Origin of the sequence: Arthrobacter ipis (assembly GCF_014694315.1) — a bacterium.
In the GTDB taxonomy this organism is placed as follows: domain Bacteria; phylum Actinomycetota; class Actinomycetes; order Actinomycetales; family Micrococcaceae; genus Arthrobacter; species Arthrobacter ipis.
Window position 1 is genome coordinate 959741 of the sequence record NZ_JAAOXD010000003.1, and the last position, 13741, is coordinate 973481.

14 protein-coding genes are annotated in these 13741 nt (G+C 67.7%); 1 reads left to right on the forward strand and 13 read right to left on the reverse strand.

The window, feature by feature from the left end; all coding sequences use genetic code 11:
• Positions 1-68: 68 nt before the first annotated feature.
• The 11 genes from G9E11_RS11425 to ftsH form a co-directional block, all read right to left on the reverse strand.
• Complete coding sequence (locus G9E11_RS11425; RefSeq protein WP_190605643.1) at positions 69-1580, reverse strand: DHA2 family efflux MFS transporter permease subunit; 1512 nt, start codon at positions 1578-1580, stop codon at positions 69-71.
• Positions 1581-1742: 162 nt separating this feature from the next.
• Positions 1743-2672, reverse strand: a complete 930-nt coding sequence (locus tag G9E11_RS11430; RefSeq protein ID WP_190605646.1) for a 4-phosphopantoate--beta-alanine ligase — start codon at positions 2670-2672, stop codon at positions 1743-1745.
• Between the two features lie 32 nt (positions 2673-2704).
• Positions 2705-3622: a Rossmann-like and DUF2520 domain-containing protein gene (locus tag G9E11_RS11435; RefSeq protein ID WP_190605648.1), complete on the reverse strand. Its 918-nt coding sequence runs from the start codon at positions 3620-3622 to the stop codon at positions 2705-2707.
• Positions 3615-5096 (reverse strand): PH domain-containing protein, encoded by a 1482-nt coding sequence (locus G9E11_RS11440; RefSeq protein WP_190605651.1) that lies wholly within the window; start codon positions 5094-5096, stop codon positions 3615-3617. Before G9E11_RS11440 ends, G9E11_RS11435 begins: the two co-directional genes overlap by 8 nt.
• Positions 5093-5605 (reverse strand): PH domain-containing protein, encoded by a 513-nt coding sequence (locus G9E11_RS11445; RefSeq protein ID WP_190605653.1) that lies wholly within the window; start codon positions 5603-5605, stop codon positions 5093-5095. Before G9E11_RS11445 ends, G9E11_RS11440 begins: the two co-directional genes overlap by 4 nt.
• Complete coding sequence (locus tag G9E11_RS11450; RefSeq protein ID WP_190605655.1) at positions 5586-6113, reverse strand: DUF3180 domain-containing protein; 528 nt, start codon at positions 6111-6113, stop codon at positions 5586-5588. Before G9E11_RS11450 ends, G9E11_RS11445 begins: the two co-directional genes overlap by 20 nt.
• Complete coding sequence (gene folK / locus G9E11_RS11455; protein WP_246468853.1) at positions 6110-6706, reverse strand: 2-amino-4-hydroxy-6-hydroxymethyldihydropteridine diphosphokinase; 597 nt, start codon at positions 6704-6706, stop codon at positions 6110-6112. Before folK ends, G9E11_RS11450 begins: the two co-directional genes overlap by 4 nt.
• The gene (gene folB, locus G9E11_RS11460; RefSeq protein WP_102973367.1) at positions 6703-7062 is read right to left on the reverse strand and encodes a dihydroneopterin aldolase; all 360 of its coding nucleotides are present in this window, start codon (positions 7060-7062) and stop codon (positions 6703-6705) included. The genes folK and folB overlap by 4 nt, the downstream gene beginning before the upstream one ends.
• 25 nt (positions 7063-7087) lie before the next feature.
• Positions 7088-8008, reverse strand: coding sequence for a dihydropteroate synthase (gene folP / locus G9E11_RS11465; protein ID WP_190605657.1), 921 nt, complete (start codon positions 8006-8008; stop codon positions 7088-7090).
• Positions 8009-8018: 10 nt separating this feature from the next.
• Complete coding sequence (folE, locus tag G9E11_RS11470) at positions 8019-8657, reverse strand: GTP cyclohydrolase I FolE (protein ID WP_190605659.1); 639 nt, start codon at positions 8655-8657, stop codon at positions 8019-8021.
• A 10-nt stretch (positions 8658-8667) separates the two neighbouring features.
• On the reverse strand, positions 8668-10734 hold the full coding sequence (gene ftsH, locus G9E11_RS11475; RefSeq protein WP_190605661.1) for an ATP-dependent zinc metalloprotease FtsH: 2067 nt from the start codon (positions 10732-10734) through the stop codon (positions 8668-8670).
• Between the two features lie 390 nt (positions 10735-11124).
• Here ftsH and G9E11_RS11480 point away from each other — a divergent pair, with 390 nt between their 5' ends.
• On the forward strand, positions 11125-11958 hold the full coding sequence (locus G9E11_RS11480) for a type IV toxin-antitoxin system AbiEi family antitoxin domain-containing protein (RefSeq protein ID WP_190605663.1): 834 nt from the start codon (positions 11125-11127) through the stop codon (positions 11956-11958).
• A gap of 121 nt (positions 11959-12079) precedes the next feature.
• On the opposite strand, the gene hpt is transcribed toward G9E11_RS11480, so the two are convergent.
• On the reverse strand, positions 12080-12631 hold the full coding sequence (hpt, locus tag G9E11_RS11485) for a hypoxanthine phosphoribosyltransferase (protein ID WP_190605665.1): 552 nt from the start codon (positions 12629-12631) through the stop codon (positions 12080-12082).
• A 29-nt stretch (positions 12632-12660) separates the two neighbouring features.
• Positions 12661-13710 (reverse strand): tRNA lysidine(34) synthetase TilS, encoded by a 1050-nt coding sequence (tilS, locus tag G9E11_RS11490; RefSeq protein WP_190606029.1) that lies wholly within the window; start codon positions 13708-13710, stop codon positions 12661-12663.
• Between the last annotated feature and the right edge of the window lie 31 nt (positions 13711-13741).

Sequence of the window (13741 nt, forward strand, 5' to 3'; positions counted from 1 at the left end):
TCACTTCGCGCCCAATAAACCCTCCGGATTGGGCGCGAAGTGACCCCGCGTTGCTCTTGATGGTGGGCTTAGTGCGCCGCGGGTGCGCCTTCAGCGCCTGCTGTCTTCCGCATCATCGTGGAGAGGACGACGGCGGCAACGGCTATGACGGTCGCCGTCAGGAACGCTGCATTCATGCCAGCAACGAGGCCGGAGCCCGCCGAAACGACCGCGAAGATGGACACCAGCAGCGCCGTTCCCGCCGCGCCGGCCACCTGCTGCAGGGTACTCATGATGGCCGAGCCGTGCGAGTACAGGTGCGGCGGCAGCGGGTTCAGGCCGGTGGTGAACGCGGGCGTGAAGAGCAGCGCCAGCCCGAAGCTGAGCCCGACGTGCAGGGTGACGATCCACCAGATCGGGGTGCCGGCGTCGAGCATCGAGAACTGCCACAGAGTCAGGACCATCAGCGAGGATCCCGTGACCGTGAGCGGCAGCGGCCCCACCTTGTCGAACAGGCGACCGATCACCGGGCCGAGCAGGCCCATGGCGAGGCCGCCGGGCAGCAGGGCCAGGCCGGTCTCGAGGGACTGCAGGCCGCGGATTTCCTGCAGGTACAGCGGCAGCAGGATCACGGCGCCGAACAGGGCCACCATGGACACCACCATCAGCAGCACGGAGACCGTGAACATCCTGAAATTGAAGGCCCGCAGGTCCAGCAGCGGGGCCTCGGATTTCTGCAGCCGGAGCTGGCGGAACGTGAACGCCGCAAGGCCGGCGACGCCAAGAACCAGCGCCACCACGGCAAGCGTGCTCGGGCCGCTGCTGCCGCCGTGGCCGCCGCCGATCTGGCTAAGGCCGTAGACAAGGCCGCCGAAGGCCGGGACGGTCAGCACCACGGAGAGGAAGTCGAGCCTGGATTTCTCGGTCTCGCCAACGTTGGTCAGGAACTTTGCGCCGATGGCCAGCGCTGCCAGTGCGATGGGCAGGACGAAGATAAACATGAAGCGCCAGGAGAAGTGCTGCAGGATGAATCCGGAGACGGTGGGCCCCATGGCCGGTGCAACGGAGATGGCGATGCTGACATTGCCCATCACTGCGCCGCGGCGGGCCAGCGGCACCAGTGTAAGGATGGTGGTCATCAGCAGCGGAAGCATGATGGCGGTGCCGCCGGCCTGGATGATCCTTGCCAGCAGGAGGATCTCATAGCCGGGCGCCGCTGCGGCCAGCGCGGTACCGCCGGCGAACAGGCCCATCGCCAGGAGGAAGACGGCGCGCGTCGACAACCGCTGGAGGATGAACCCGGTGGTCGGAATCACCACCGCCATGGTGAGCATGAACCCGGTGGAGAGCCACTGGACGGTGGGGGCATCGACGCGCAGGTCCACCATGAGCCGCTGCAGGGCAACGTTCATGATGGTTTCGTTCAGGATCACCACGAAGGTGGCCACCAAGAGGGTGACGATCACCGTCACGGACTCGCGGGACATCCTGTCCGAGGGCTGTGCTGCGGCCGGCGCCGTTGCTGCGACCGGGGCTGCAACGGGAGCGGCCGGCTCCTGGGGAGGTTCGCCAGACGGATTGGACGTGACTTTGGTAGACATGGCGAGACCCTCGGGGTGTTGGAATTGGTGGCTGGCGGTCAGCGCCGCTGCAGACTCCAACAGTGTAGTGGCCGGACCCATTCCCGTACACGGGATTTAGTCGGCGAGATTCAAGTCACCCGGGAATTGAGCAGTGCGCAATTTATCCGGCCACTTTGTCCGTCAGGAGCTGAGGGGCACGTTATCGATCAGCCGCACGGCGCCCACCTTTGCGGCAACGAGTGCCAGCCCTTCACCGCGGAAGGGTGTCTCGTGGCAGTTCTCGGCGAGCGGCTCCAGCGCGACGGGATCGACGACGTCGAGGTAGTCGAGCCGGACCAGGGGCTGGGACTCGATCAGGGCCCTGGCCGAACCGACATCTAGCGGCTCGTTCGCGTTCGCGCGCTCCTCAATGAGGCGCAGCGCGCGGGACAGGACCAGCGCTGCCTCGCGCTCCTCGTTGGAAAGGAAGCGGTTCCGGCTGGACAGCGCCAGCCCGTCGGCGTCGCGGGCGGTTGGCACGGCAACGATCTCCACGGGGAAGTTCAGGTCGGCCACCATGCGGCGGACCAGGGCCAGCTGCTGGGCGTCCTTCTGCCCGAAGTAGGCGCGGTACGCGGGCAGCCCGCCGCCGGAGCCGGCAACGAAGGCACGGCCGCCGGGCAGGCCGGTGCCGGGGATGCCCAGGTGCAGCAGCTTGGCCACCACGGTGAGCGCGCCGTCGAAGTGGCCGGGCCGGGATGCGCCCTCCCATTTCTCCCCGAGCGGGCCCGCAGTGATTCTGACCATCGGCGGGCCGCCGGGGTACATCTCCTCGACCGACGGCGCGAAGACCAGATCCACGCCCTGCTCCTCGAGCAGCGCCATGTCAGCCTCGAGGGTCCGCGGATACCGGTCCAGGTCCTGCGCCTCGCCGAACTGCAGCGGGTTCACAAAGATGGAGGCAACCACTACGTGATTCTGTTCGGCGGCGGTTCGCGCCAGCCGTCCGTGGCCCGCATGCAGGGCGCCCATGGTGGGCACGAGGCCCAGCGAGGAGCCGTTCTTCTGCGTCAGCAGCAGTCGGCTTTGCGCGCGGAGGGAGTCCGCCGTCGTTACGAGTCGTATTGCCATGTCAATGTCCTCCCTTGGCCCCGTGGCCGGTTTCATGCACGGCCGTCATCCTGGCCGTCGTCCTCTGTGTCCTCAAGTGCGGTACGAATATTGTCCGCCTGATCCGGCTTCAGGAGGCCCCGCGCTTCAGCACGTTTTGCGGTGGCCTGCGCCATGGCGAGGTACGCAGCGAGGACGTCGCCGCCGGTCCCGCCGTCGTGCTCGCGCAGCGCGCGGGCGTGCGCCTTCACCGTCCCGGCGTCCCCCCGCGCCACCGGGCCCGTCAGGGCCGATTCGCCGGAGGCGAGAGCGTTCTCGAGTGTCGCCCGAAGCAGTGGTCCGAGCATGCGGTCCGGCGCCTCGACGCCCACCTCGGCCAGCAGCTGCGACGCCTGCGCCACGAGCGTGACAAGGTGGTTCGAGCCGTGGGCCAGGGCCGCGTGGTAGATGGTGCGGTCGCCCTCGGCGATCACCACGGGTTCGGCCCCCATCTCGACGACGAGCGCCTGGGCGATGGGAAGCATGGCGGCGTCCGCCGTGACACCGAATGTGCAGTCCAGCAGCCGGGTCAGGTCCAGGCTCATGCCGGTGAAGGTCATGGCCGGGTGCAGCGCCAGCGGCACGGCACCGGCCGCCCGGACCGGATGCAGCACGCCGACACCGAACCGGCCCGATGTGTGCGCCACGAGCTGGCCGGGCTGCCACGCACCGAGCTTGGCGAGCCCCTCCACCAGCCCGGCGAGGGCATCATCCGGAACGGCCAGGAGCACCAGTTCGGAGCGTTCCACGATGTCCTGGATCTCCAGGACGGGAACGCCGGGCAGCAGGGTTTCGGCCCGTTCCCGGCTCGCGTCGGAGACGGCGGAAACCCCGACGACGGCGTGCTCGGCCGCGCGGAGCGCCGCACCGAGGACAGCGCCCACTTTGCCGGCACCGATGATTCCGACGCCGAGGCGTCCTGGCTTAGCCACGTTGCTGGCCTTCCTGTTGGGGTGCTGGAGTTGGTCGCTGATCAACCTGGGCCAGCCACTGTTCGCTCGTCTGCCGCCGCCGCGCCGCCCTCGCGCGGGCTGCCTGCGCGTCGAAGAGCGCCTGCGCTTCCCGGAGGTCCGCTTGGATCACCCGTGGGGCAACCGGCCCTGCAGTGGTGTGCAGCACGAGGTCGGCCAGCCCAAACCGGCGCGCCAGGGGTCCCTGCTGCAGCGCGATCGACTGCGTCCGCTGGTGCGGGACTACCACCAGCTGCCGCCACCAGCGGCCCGACCGCATGAGCAGCGCGGTGTCCGTGGCCGCGAAGGCGTTGCGACGCCAGCCCAGCGGAGCGAGCAGCCTCGCCCGGCGCGGCGTGGTGACAAAACCGCCGTCGGAATCCAGGCCATTCACGCCCTGCTGGAAAACGCGCAGCGGATCAGCCGTTCCGGGGTCCGGCAGCACGAGGGCCATCATGTTCAGGACGTCGTCCATCTTTCCCACCGGCAGCAAAGTGGTGCGGGAGCCCCCCTCGCCGTTATTCGCCCCGGCTCCGTAACCGGCGGCGTTGACCTGCATCCGGTACCAGCCGAAAAGGCGCCACAGGGGCGGCTGCGCCACCTTCAGCGCCTGGATCCGGCCCGGCGGCAGTGTCTGCGCCTGCGTGTCGAGCAGCCCGTAACGGAGCCGGATCCCGTCCGGGGAGATGGCCGCCGTGAAGTTGTAGCCCTTGGTGAACGAGCTCCAGTATGCGGCGACGAAACCCAGCGCCGCCGGAATCAGGTAAAGGAAGAAAGCCCTGTTCTCGGTGAGCGCGGACAGCACCACGGAGGCCGCGGCACCCAGGACAATGAATACTGTTTGCTCGCTGAGCAGGAGCGAGCCAAACAGGCGCGACGGCGGGACCTGCAGGACCTGCTGCTGCGGCGCCTCGGGAGCGGCTGCTTCGGGCTGCGCGGGATCCAGCCGGACGCCCGAGGCGCGGGCGAGGATGGTGGCGCGCAGCTGGCGGGCATCACCAATGCGCAGGTAGGCCAGGCGGACGGCCGACTCGCCGGCGTCGGCAACTTCAAACTTCAGTTCCGCGAGGCCGAAGATCCTGGCGAGCAGCGGCTGGACGATGTCGATGGCCTGGACCCGGTCCAGCCGCGCCTGCCGCTGCTGCTTGAACAGGAAGCCGGTGTTGACACGGACGTACCCCTCCGCCACCTGGTACCGGGTGAAATACCAGGACAGGATGAAGCTTAGGACCGCCAGCACCAGCATCAGCGCCCCGGCGCCCAGGAGCCACGGGGCGCGCCCCGCGAGGCGGTCATCGAGCAGCGGCTGGCCCTGCAGCATCCGTTCGAAGCTGTCACGCCCGAAGAAGTAGCCGATGGCGGCCAGCGCAACCCAGCCCCGAACAAACGGTGTCGCCGGGTGCACGCGCAGCCACTCGCCGTCGGGCTTTCCGGAAGCGAGGCCGCCGGCGCTCACAGCCCGGCCAGCCTGGCTTCGCCGCGCGCCGAGAGCTGTTCCCTGAGCCGGGCGCCTTCCGCGGCGGGAAGGCCGGGGATGCCGGCGTTGGTGCCGGCCGATGCCGTATGCAGCTTCAGGGTGCACAGGCCCAGCCCGCGTTCCACCGGGCCGGCGCTGATGTCCACGTACTGCATGCGGCCGTACGGCACCACCATGACGCGCTGGAAGAAGATGCCCCCGCGGATGAGGAGGTCGTCCTCCCGTTCGGCGTAGCCGATGGCCCGCACCTGCCGCGGGATCAGGACCAGGCGCCACAGCGCCAGCAGCAGCATGAAAGCCGGAAGGCCGATGGCCAGCCAGAGCGGCGGCCACCGCCACCAGCCGAGCCGGACAAACACCAGCGGCAGGCTCAGCACGGCCACCATCACCAGGTTGCCGAGGGCCCACTCCACAATCCGGACCGTGACGTACTTCGGGGACACGCGCAGCCAGGTGATCCCGGGGGGATCAATCGCCGCGGTAGGCATACTCGCCTTCCCCCTTGGCCTTGCCCCGGCCGTGGCCCGGCAGGCCCTCTGGGGCGTCCGTCTCGCCGTCCTCCGGCGGGATCTTGCAGAAGCGTTCGACGACGAGCCCCACAACGATCATGACCAGCCCGCCGCCGGCCATGCCGAGGGCGAGCCAGGTGACGTCCAGCCCGCTGCGGATGCTCCAGAACCGCAGCTGGTCCAGGAAGATCCCGGCGTGCCAGCCCAGCAGCATCGCGCCGGTGTAGGCACAGGCCTGGGCGAGGACCAGCGTCCACGCCGCCAGGATGGGGTTCAGCATTTTCTTCTTTTTGCCATTCCGCCAGCGGAGCACGCGGATGCCCAGCACCAGTGTCAGGGCCACGATCACGCCCATGGTGACCAGCGCCGTGGCCGGCAGGACCGGCGTGGCCATGCCGTAGCGGACGGTCAGGACGGCAGCGGACCAGCCGGCGACGGCCAGGGCAAGGCCCACGACCGCGAGGAGCAGCGGGCTGACAGGTTTCACGGCTGCTCCACCGCCCCGACGTCGGGCACGCCGTCGAAATCCCCGAAGCCGTCGAACGGCTTGAGGTCCGGGAAATCGGCGGCCCTGGCGGCCAGCTCCCCCACCGGCTGCCCGTTCAGGGTGGCCGAGGGGTCCATCTGGGACCAGGGGTAGAGCACGAAGGCCCGCACAGCCGCGAACGGGTGAGGCAGGGTCAGTACAGGATCGGAACTCTCGATGTCCCCGTAGACGATTACATCGACGTCGAGCGTGCGCGGACCCCAGTGGATCTCACGAACACGGTGGTGCTTGTTCTCCACCGACTGGCAGTGCTTCAGGAGCTCGAGCGGTTCCAGCGAGGTTTCCACCGAAATCACCATGTTGAGGAAGTCCGGCTGCCCGTCGGGACCGCCGACGGCCTTGGTCTGCACTATCGGCGAGACGGCCAGGAGCCGCACCTCCGGCCGGTCCACAAGGTCCGCCACGGCCTCGGACAGCGTCTCGTTCCGCGCCCCGAGGTTGCTGCCCAGCGCCAGTACCGCGCGGGAATAGGAGGTCTTCGCCGGCGTCTTCCCGTGCGCGGGCTTCTCATGCAGTGCGGGTGCCGGATTCATGTCCGCTCCCGGTAGACGCTGACGGCGACGTCGCCGAAGGGCACCTCGATGGGCGCCTTCGGTTTGTGCACCGTGATCTCCACGGCCTGGATTTTGAATTCCTGGAGCAGGCCCTCGGCCATCCGTACCGCCAGCCCTTCTATCAGGTTCAGGGGCTCGCCGGTGATCCAGTCGGTGATCCGTCCGGCCACCTCGCCGTAGTGGGCGGTGTCGCGCACGTCGTCCGACGCCGCAGCCTGGCTGAAATCCAGGTGCAGCACGGCGTCCACAACAAACGGCTGGCCTTCGCGGCGCTCAAAATCGAACACCCCGTGGTAGCCGGTGGCGGTGACACCGGTCAGCGAGATCCTGTCCATGGCGGTTCTGCTCAGCCTTTCCTGCTCAGCTGCCGTGGTCCGGGGAGGACATGCGGGCGGCGACCTTCACAGCGTCAAGGCTGGATCCGACGTCGTGCACGCGCACGGCCCAGGCGCCGCGGGCGGCGCTGATGGCGGTGATGGCGGCCGTGGCGGCGTCGCGCTCTTCCGGGAGCGCCGCCTTGCCGGCGACCGTCAGGAGCGTGCCCAGGAAGCGCTTGCGGGACGCGCCCACCAGCACCTTGTGGCCCATGGCATCGAGCCGGTCCAGGTTCCGCAGCAGTTCCCAGTTCTGCACATCAGTTTTCGAGAACCCGATGCCCGGGTCCACGATGATCTGCTCGGGGAGAACGCCGGCCGCGTACAGCTTGTCGCGGACGCCGTTCAGCTCGGAGACGACGTCGTCCGCGACGTCGTCATACTCCGTCAGGGACGTCATGGTCTTGGCGTCGCCGCGGCGGTGGGTCAGGACATACGGCACCTTGGTCTTCGCCACGAGCTCGGCCATGCCGGGTTCGATGCTAAGGCCGGAAATGTCGTTGATGATCGCAGCTCCGGCATTCAGCGCGGCCTCGGCGGTGGAGACGTGGGTGGTGTCGATGCTGACCAGGGCGCCGGCCTTCACGAGGGCTGCGATGACAGGCACCACCCGCCGCTGCTCCTCCTCCGGGCTGACTTCCTCCGCACCGGGGCGGGTGGATTCGCCGCCGACGTCGATGATGTCGGCTCCCGCGTAGAACATCCGGAGGCCCGCGGCGATGGCGGTGTCCGCCGTCGCGTGCTTGCCGCCGTCGCTGAACGAGTCCGGGGTGACGTTGAGGATGCCCATGACGAGCGTGCGGTCGGTGGGCAGGTCGTCGAACTTGGCTGCCGGCCGCGGTTTGCGCAGGATGGGCAGGGGTGACGTTGCCGGTCCGGTTCCAGGTGCTGCAGCTAGGGAATCCATAGTCTGTTTTTTACCTTCCGAGTATGAGGCTCATGGCTTCGGCACGGGTGGCCGGGTCATGAAGTTGCCCGCGAACCGCGCTTGTGACGGTTTTGGCTCCGGGCTTGCGGATGCCGCGCATGGACATGCACATGTGTTCGCATTCCACTACCACAATGGCTCCGCGCGGCTTGAGGAATGTGACCAGCGCTTCGACGATCTGGGTGGTGAGGCGCTCCTGCACCTGCGGGCGGCGGGCGTAGATGTCCACCAGGCGTGCCAGCTTGCTCAGGCCCGTCACCCTGCCGTCGTGCGAGGGGATGTACCCCACATGCGCGACGCCGTGGAAAGGAACCAGATGGTGCTCGCAAGTGGAGTAGAACGGGATGTCCTTCACCAGCACGAGTTCCTCGTGGTCGAGGTCGAACGTGGTGCCGAGCACGCTGCCCGGATCCTGGTGCAGGCCGGCAAACACCTCGGCATAAGCCTTGGCCACGCGCTTGGGCGTGTCCTGCAGCCCGCCGCGGTCCGGGTCCTCGCCTATGGCCAGCAGGATTTCCCGCACGGCTGCTTCAATTCGGGGCCTGTCCACCTTGTGGTGGTGGCCTGATCCGCCCACCGCCGAATGGTCGGCGGTGGGGGTGATGTCGTCGTCGTCGAAGTGAGTCACACCAAAGAGCTTAGCCGCGGTGGCCGTCTGGTCCCGCTTCCGTTACTCCGCCCTGGAAGGAGGCATCCTCCGGAACACCCTGGGGGTGCGGAGGAATCGCGTCCAGCGGTTCCTCGAGACGGGCTTCCTTGGCTTCTTCCTGGGCCTCGCGTTCGGCCCGTTCCTGACGGGACTCCACAGGGCCGGCAGTCTGCACCGGACGGGTTTCCTTGGACAGCCAGACCTCGCGGAAGTCGCGCTTGCGGATGTCGCGGAAGATGTCGGCGATCTCCGACTGATTCAGCGTTTCCCGTTCCAGGAGTTCCAGAGCCAACCGGTCCAGGACGTCCCGGTTTTCAGTGAGGATGGCGTAGGCCTCGTCGTGGGCCTGGTCGATCAGGCGACGGACCTCCTCGTCCACGATGTAGGCGATCTGGTCGGAGTAATTCCGCTCATGGCTGGCATCCCGGCCGAGGAACGGCTCGCCGCCGCCCTGGCCCAGGCGCACGGCGCCCACGCGCTCGCTCATGCCGTACTGCGTGACCATCTGGCGGGCCGTGGAGGTGGCCTTTTCGATGTCGTTGGAGGCGCCCGTGGACGGATCGTGGAAGACGATTTCCTCGGCCACGCGGCCGCCCATGGCGTACGCCATCTGGTCCAGCAGCTCGTTGCGGGTCACGGAGTACTTGTCGTTCTCCGGGACAACCATTGTGTAGCCCAGTGCGCGCCCGCGGGGCAGGATGGTGATCTTGGTGACCGGGGCGGAGTTACGCAGCGCCGCGGCAACCAGGGCGTGCCCACCTTCGTGGTAGGCCGTGATCTTGCGCTCGTGCTCCTTCATGACGCGGCTGCGCTTCTGCGGGCCGGCCATGACACGGTCAATGGCTTCGTCCAGTGCGCGGTCGTCGATCAGGTTGGCGTTGGAGCGGGCGGTCAGCAGCGCAGCTTCGTTCAGCACGTTGGCCAGATCAGCGCCGGTGTAGCCGGGGGTCTTCTTGGCCACGGCCTTGAGGTCCACGCCCTGCGCGATCGGCTTGCCCTTGGCGTGGACCTGGAGGATCTGGTCGCGCCCGATCAGGTCCGGGGCTTCAACGGAAACCTGGCGGTCGAAGCGCCCTGGGCGCAGCAGCGCCGGGTCCAGCACGTCGGGACGGTTGGTGGCTGCAATCAGGATGACGTTGGTCTTGACGTCGAAGCCGTCCATCTCCACCAGGAGCTGGTTGAGGGTCTGCTCGCGTTCATCGTTGCCGCCGCCGATGCCGGCACCGCGGTGGCGGCCGACGGCGTCGATTTCGTCGACGAAGATGATGGCGGGCGCGTTGGACTTGGCCTGCTCGAACAGGTCGCGGACGCGGGAAGCACCCACACCGACGAACATTTCCACGAAGTCGGAGCCGGAGATGGAGAAGAACGGGACGCCGGCCTCGCCTGCGACGGCGCGCGCCAGCAGGGTTTTGCCGGTGCCCGGAGGGCCGTAGAGCAGCACCCCCTTGGGGATCTTGGCGCCTACGGCCTGGAACTTTGCCGGCTCTGCAAGGAATTCCTTGATCTCCTGCAATTCCTCGACGGCTTCGTCTGCACCTGCCACGTCAGCGAAGGTCACCTGCGGCATGTCCTTGCTGACCATCTTGGCCTTGGACTTGCCGAACTGCATCACCTTGGAGCCGCCGCCCTGCATGCGGGACAGCAGGAACCAGAACAGGACACCGAGCAGCAGCACCGGCACCAGCAGCGAGAAGAGGCCCGAGAGCCAGTTACTCTCGATCGGCTGGTCCGTGTAGCCGTTGGAAGGGTTGGCAGCGGTCACGGCCTTGACGACGTCCGGGCCGCGGTCATTGACGAAGAAGAACTGGACGTTCTTGCCCTTGTCCTGGCCGTCGATGACGAGGTTGTCTTTCAGCACCAGGTCGACGCGGTTTTCGCCGTCGAAGATCTTGGCCTGTTCCACCTTGCCGCTTTGGGCGAGGAGCTCGAGGCCCGGCTGCGTGTCGATGCGCGTCGAGCCGCCCGGAGCCAACGTTGCAAAGGCCAGCAGGAGCATGCCGACCACCACAATGATCCAAATGCCCGGGCCCTTGAAGAAACTCTTAGCTTTCATCTGTTCGGGGGCTGGCCCCGTCCCTCCTGGTAGTGCTGCACGGCGCGAGGACTGCGCGCGTGTGGTGCTGCGTCGCTTCTAGCTATACACCGTCAGGAGTAATTCACGCACGGTGTAATACAAAAGTTCCCTCAGGGCGTAGTGGCTGGTCGGGCCGGGGTCGCGCCCCTATTGGGCTGTGCCGCCACATTTCTGCACCGCCTCAAGGCCGCCCGGAAAACCCGTCCGCGGCGTTGCTGGCCCGAGCCCCTCGACGTCCCGCGAAAGTGGTGCAGAAATGCAGGACCAGTTGCTGCCACCTCCCTCCACAGCGTCTCCGCGGCCCCGGTTGTCCACATACGCGGGCCTCTGACTGCCGGAATGCACCGCGGCGGCCCCACGCTGGATGGCATGCAGCCCACGGACTTCCTCGCACGGCACGGTGGTGTGGCCAGGCTGGCACACCTGCGGCGGGCAGGATTCACCCGGGGGCAGATTGGCCGGGCGGTGGACTCCGGGCTGATGCAGAATCCCTGCCACGGGATCTACCGACTGCCGGAGGCGAACTGCGACTTTGTCAGTGCCTACGAAGCCAACGCCGCGGTCACCTGCGTCTCGGCCGCGGGACACTACGCCCTCTGGACCCTGCAGACACCCGGCCAGCCGCACCTCGCTGCCTGTCACCGCCGGCTGGCGCGCGGCATCCTGCCGCACAGGTTCAGCGGCAACATCTCAACCCTGCACCCGCCCGTGCTCCCGCTGAAGGATGTCCTCGTCCACGCGCTGCAGTGCCTTCCGGAACTGGAGGCCCTGGTCATGGTGGAATGCGCCTTTGGCCGCGGCGACATTGACCTCGATTTCCTGCGCAGGCTACTCCCCGGACCGCGGAACGGGCGGGCCCGCGCGGTGCTCGACCTGGTGGAACTCGGATCGGATTCCCTGCTGGAAACGGTTGCCCGGGTACTGTTCCGGCGGCACGGCTTCGACGTGCGCACCCAGGTCTACCTGGCGGGCATCGGCTATGTGGATTTCCTGCTCAACGGCTGCCTGATCGTAGAAATCGATGGCGTGGGGTTCCACCTGAACAAGCCCCAGTTCAAGAAGGACATTCGGCGGAACAACGTTGGCGCGGCCACCGGCTATCGGGTGTTGCGCTACCTCTACGAGGATGTGCTGCACCGGCCGGAGGAAATGCTGGAGCAGATCCGGCTGACGCTCACCACGCCCCCGCGGATGCCCTTCTAACCCGGGTCCCGCGGACTTTTCTGCACCGCTTTAAGCGGCTCGCGCCGCCGTCGAGCCCGTGGTTCCGGGGCTCGACGGCGGCGCGGTCAGCGAAAGCTCTGCAAAAATGCGCGGCTGGCGTTTACTCGTAGACGTGCGGGGCGAGGGTGCCCACGAAGTCCAGGTTGCGGTACTTTTCGGCGTAGTCCAGGCCGTAGCCCACCACAAACTCGTTGGGGATGTCGTAGCCGACGTACTTGACGTCGATCTCCACCTTGGCGGCGGTCGGCTTGCGGAAGGCGGCGCAGATTTCCACCGACGCGGTGCCGCGGGATTCGAGGTTGGTCTTCAGCCAGGACAGGGTGAGGCCGGAGTCGATGATGTCCTCGACGATCAGCACGTCCTTGCCCATCAGGTCGGTGTCGAGGTCCTTGAGGATGCGCACCACGCCCGAGGACTGCGTGCCGGAGCCGTAGGAGGAGACAGCCATCCAGTCCATGGAAACGTGGCTGTGGAGTGCCCGCGCGAGGTCGGCCATCACCATGACAGCGCCCTTCAGCACACCGACGATGAGCAGGTCGCGCCCCTCGTAGTCCTTGTCGATCTGGGCCGCGAGCTCAGTGATGCGCTGCTGGATCTGTTCCTTGGTGTAGAGAACGTGCTTGAGGTCTGCCTGGACGTCGGATGAATCCACCAATTGCTCCTGTGTAGATGCGGGTGCGACTATTTGCGGGACGGTTTATGAAGCCGGAATACAAGCTTCCCACAGCGGGCGTCCTCGCGGGGAACGCCTTCCGCCCCGCCCTGGCCCTGGGCATGCTCCCGGTCCTGCAGCTCGGCCAGCGAAAGACGGTACACGCTGACCCCGCCGGGCAGTTCCACGGGACCGGCCGAGCCCTTCCGCCGCAGCAGTGCTTCCGCCGCCAAAAGGCGCTGATAACTGGGCTGTTGGCCGCCGACGCCGGCAGCCGCCTTCGCGATTACCCGGAACCTGATGGCCGGGGCCAGGTCAGTCAGGGCAGCCTCCGGGAGGCTGGCGTCCGGTCCCTCGTGCTCAACGAGCGAGGTGTAAGTGCTGTTGGCCACGTCCTCCAGATAGTCGGCATCCAGCTGAAGGATGGCAGCCGTCCGTGCCAGGGATTCTGCCACCCCCGGGCCGAGTTTTTCCTCCAGCACCGGCATGACCTCCACCCTGGTCCGCGAGCGGGCGAAGGCGGGATCGGCGTTGCTGGGGTCGTGCCAAGCGTCCAGCTCCTCTGCGCGGCAAATTTCCAGGGTGTCTGCCCGGCGCAGGCCAAGGAACGGCCGGAGCAGCTTCCCCCGCGCGGGCCGCATTCCGGCCAGGGACCGTGTCCCCGAGCCGCGGGCCAAGCCCAGCAGCACCTGCTCCGCCTGGTCGTCGAGCGTGTGCCCCAGCAGGACGGCGCCGGCTCCCCACTCCCCCGCCGCCGCGTCGAGCGCGGCGTGGCGGGCATCGCGGGCTGCGGCTTCCGGTCCAAAGCCAGTGGAAGCGACATCGACCGTGCGGATCTGCACCGGGTCCAGGCCGAGCTCCCGCAGGGTCTGGGCAGTTCCCGCGGCAACGTTAGAGGAACCGGCCTGCAGCTGGTGGTCCACCACCACCGCGCCCACCGCAACCGGCCGGCCGTCGACGTGGCCGCGCCGGGCGAAGTAGGCGGCCACAGCGGCCAGTGCCAGGGAGTCGGGGCCCCCGCTGCAGGCCACCAGGACCCGCTCCGGGTAACCCGCTTCAGCCAAAGCAGCCTGCAGCATTTTCCGTGCCGTGCCGAGAACCGGAGCGAGC

What these genes read in the sequence shown, in the direction of transcription:
- G9E11_RS11425 (WP_190605643.1), bottom strand. Translation starts at nt 1,580, where the DNA reads ATGTCTACCAAAGTCACGTCCAATCCGTCTGGCGAACCTCCCCAGGAG.
- G9E11_RS11430 (WP_190605646.1), bottom strand. Translation starts at nt 2,672, where the DNA reads ATGGCAATACGACTCGTAACGACGGCGGACTCCCTCCGCGCGCAAAGC.
- G9E11_RS11445 (WP_190605653.1), bottom strand. Translation starts at nt 5,605, where the DNA reads ATGCCTACCGCGGCGATTGATCCCCCCGGGATCACCTGGCTGCGCGTG.
- folK (WP_246468853.1), bottom strand. Translation starts at nt 6,706, where the DNA reads ATGAATCCGGCACCCGCACTGCATGAGAAGCCCGCGCACGGGAAGACG.
- folB (WP_102973367.1), bottom strand. Translation starts at nt 7,062, where the DNA reads ATGGACAGGATCTCGCTGACCGGTGTCACCGCCACCGGCTACCACGGG.
- folP (WP_190605657.1), bottom strand. Translation starts at nt 8,008, where the DNA reads ATGGATTCCCTAGCTGCAGCACCTGGAACCGGACCGGCAACGTCACCC.
- ftsH (WP_190605661.1), bottom strand. Translation starts at nt 10,734, where the DNA reads ATGAAAGCTAAGAGTTTCTTCAAGGGCCCGGGCATTTGGATCATTGTG.
- G9E11_RS11480 (WP_190605663.1), top strand. Translation starts at nt 11,125, where the DNA reads ATGCAGCCCACGGACTTCCTCGCACGGCACGGTGGTGTGGCCAGGCTG.
- tilS (WP_190606029.1), bottom strand. Translation starts at nt 13,710, where the DNA reads ATGCTGCAGGCTGCTTTGGCTGAAGCGGGTTACCCGGAGCGGGTCCTG.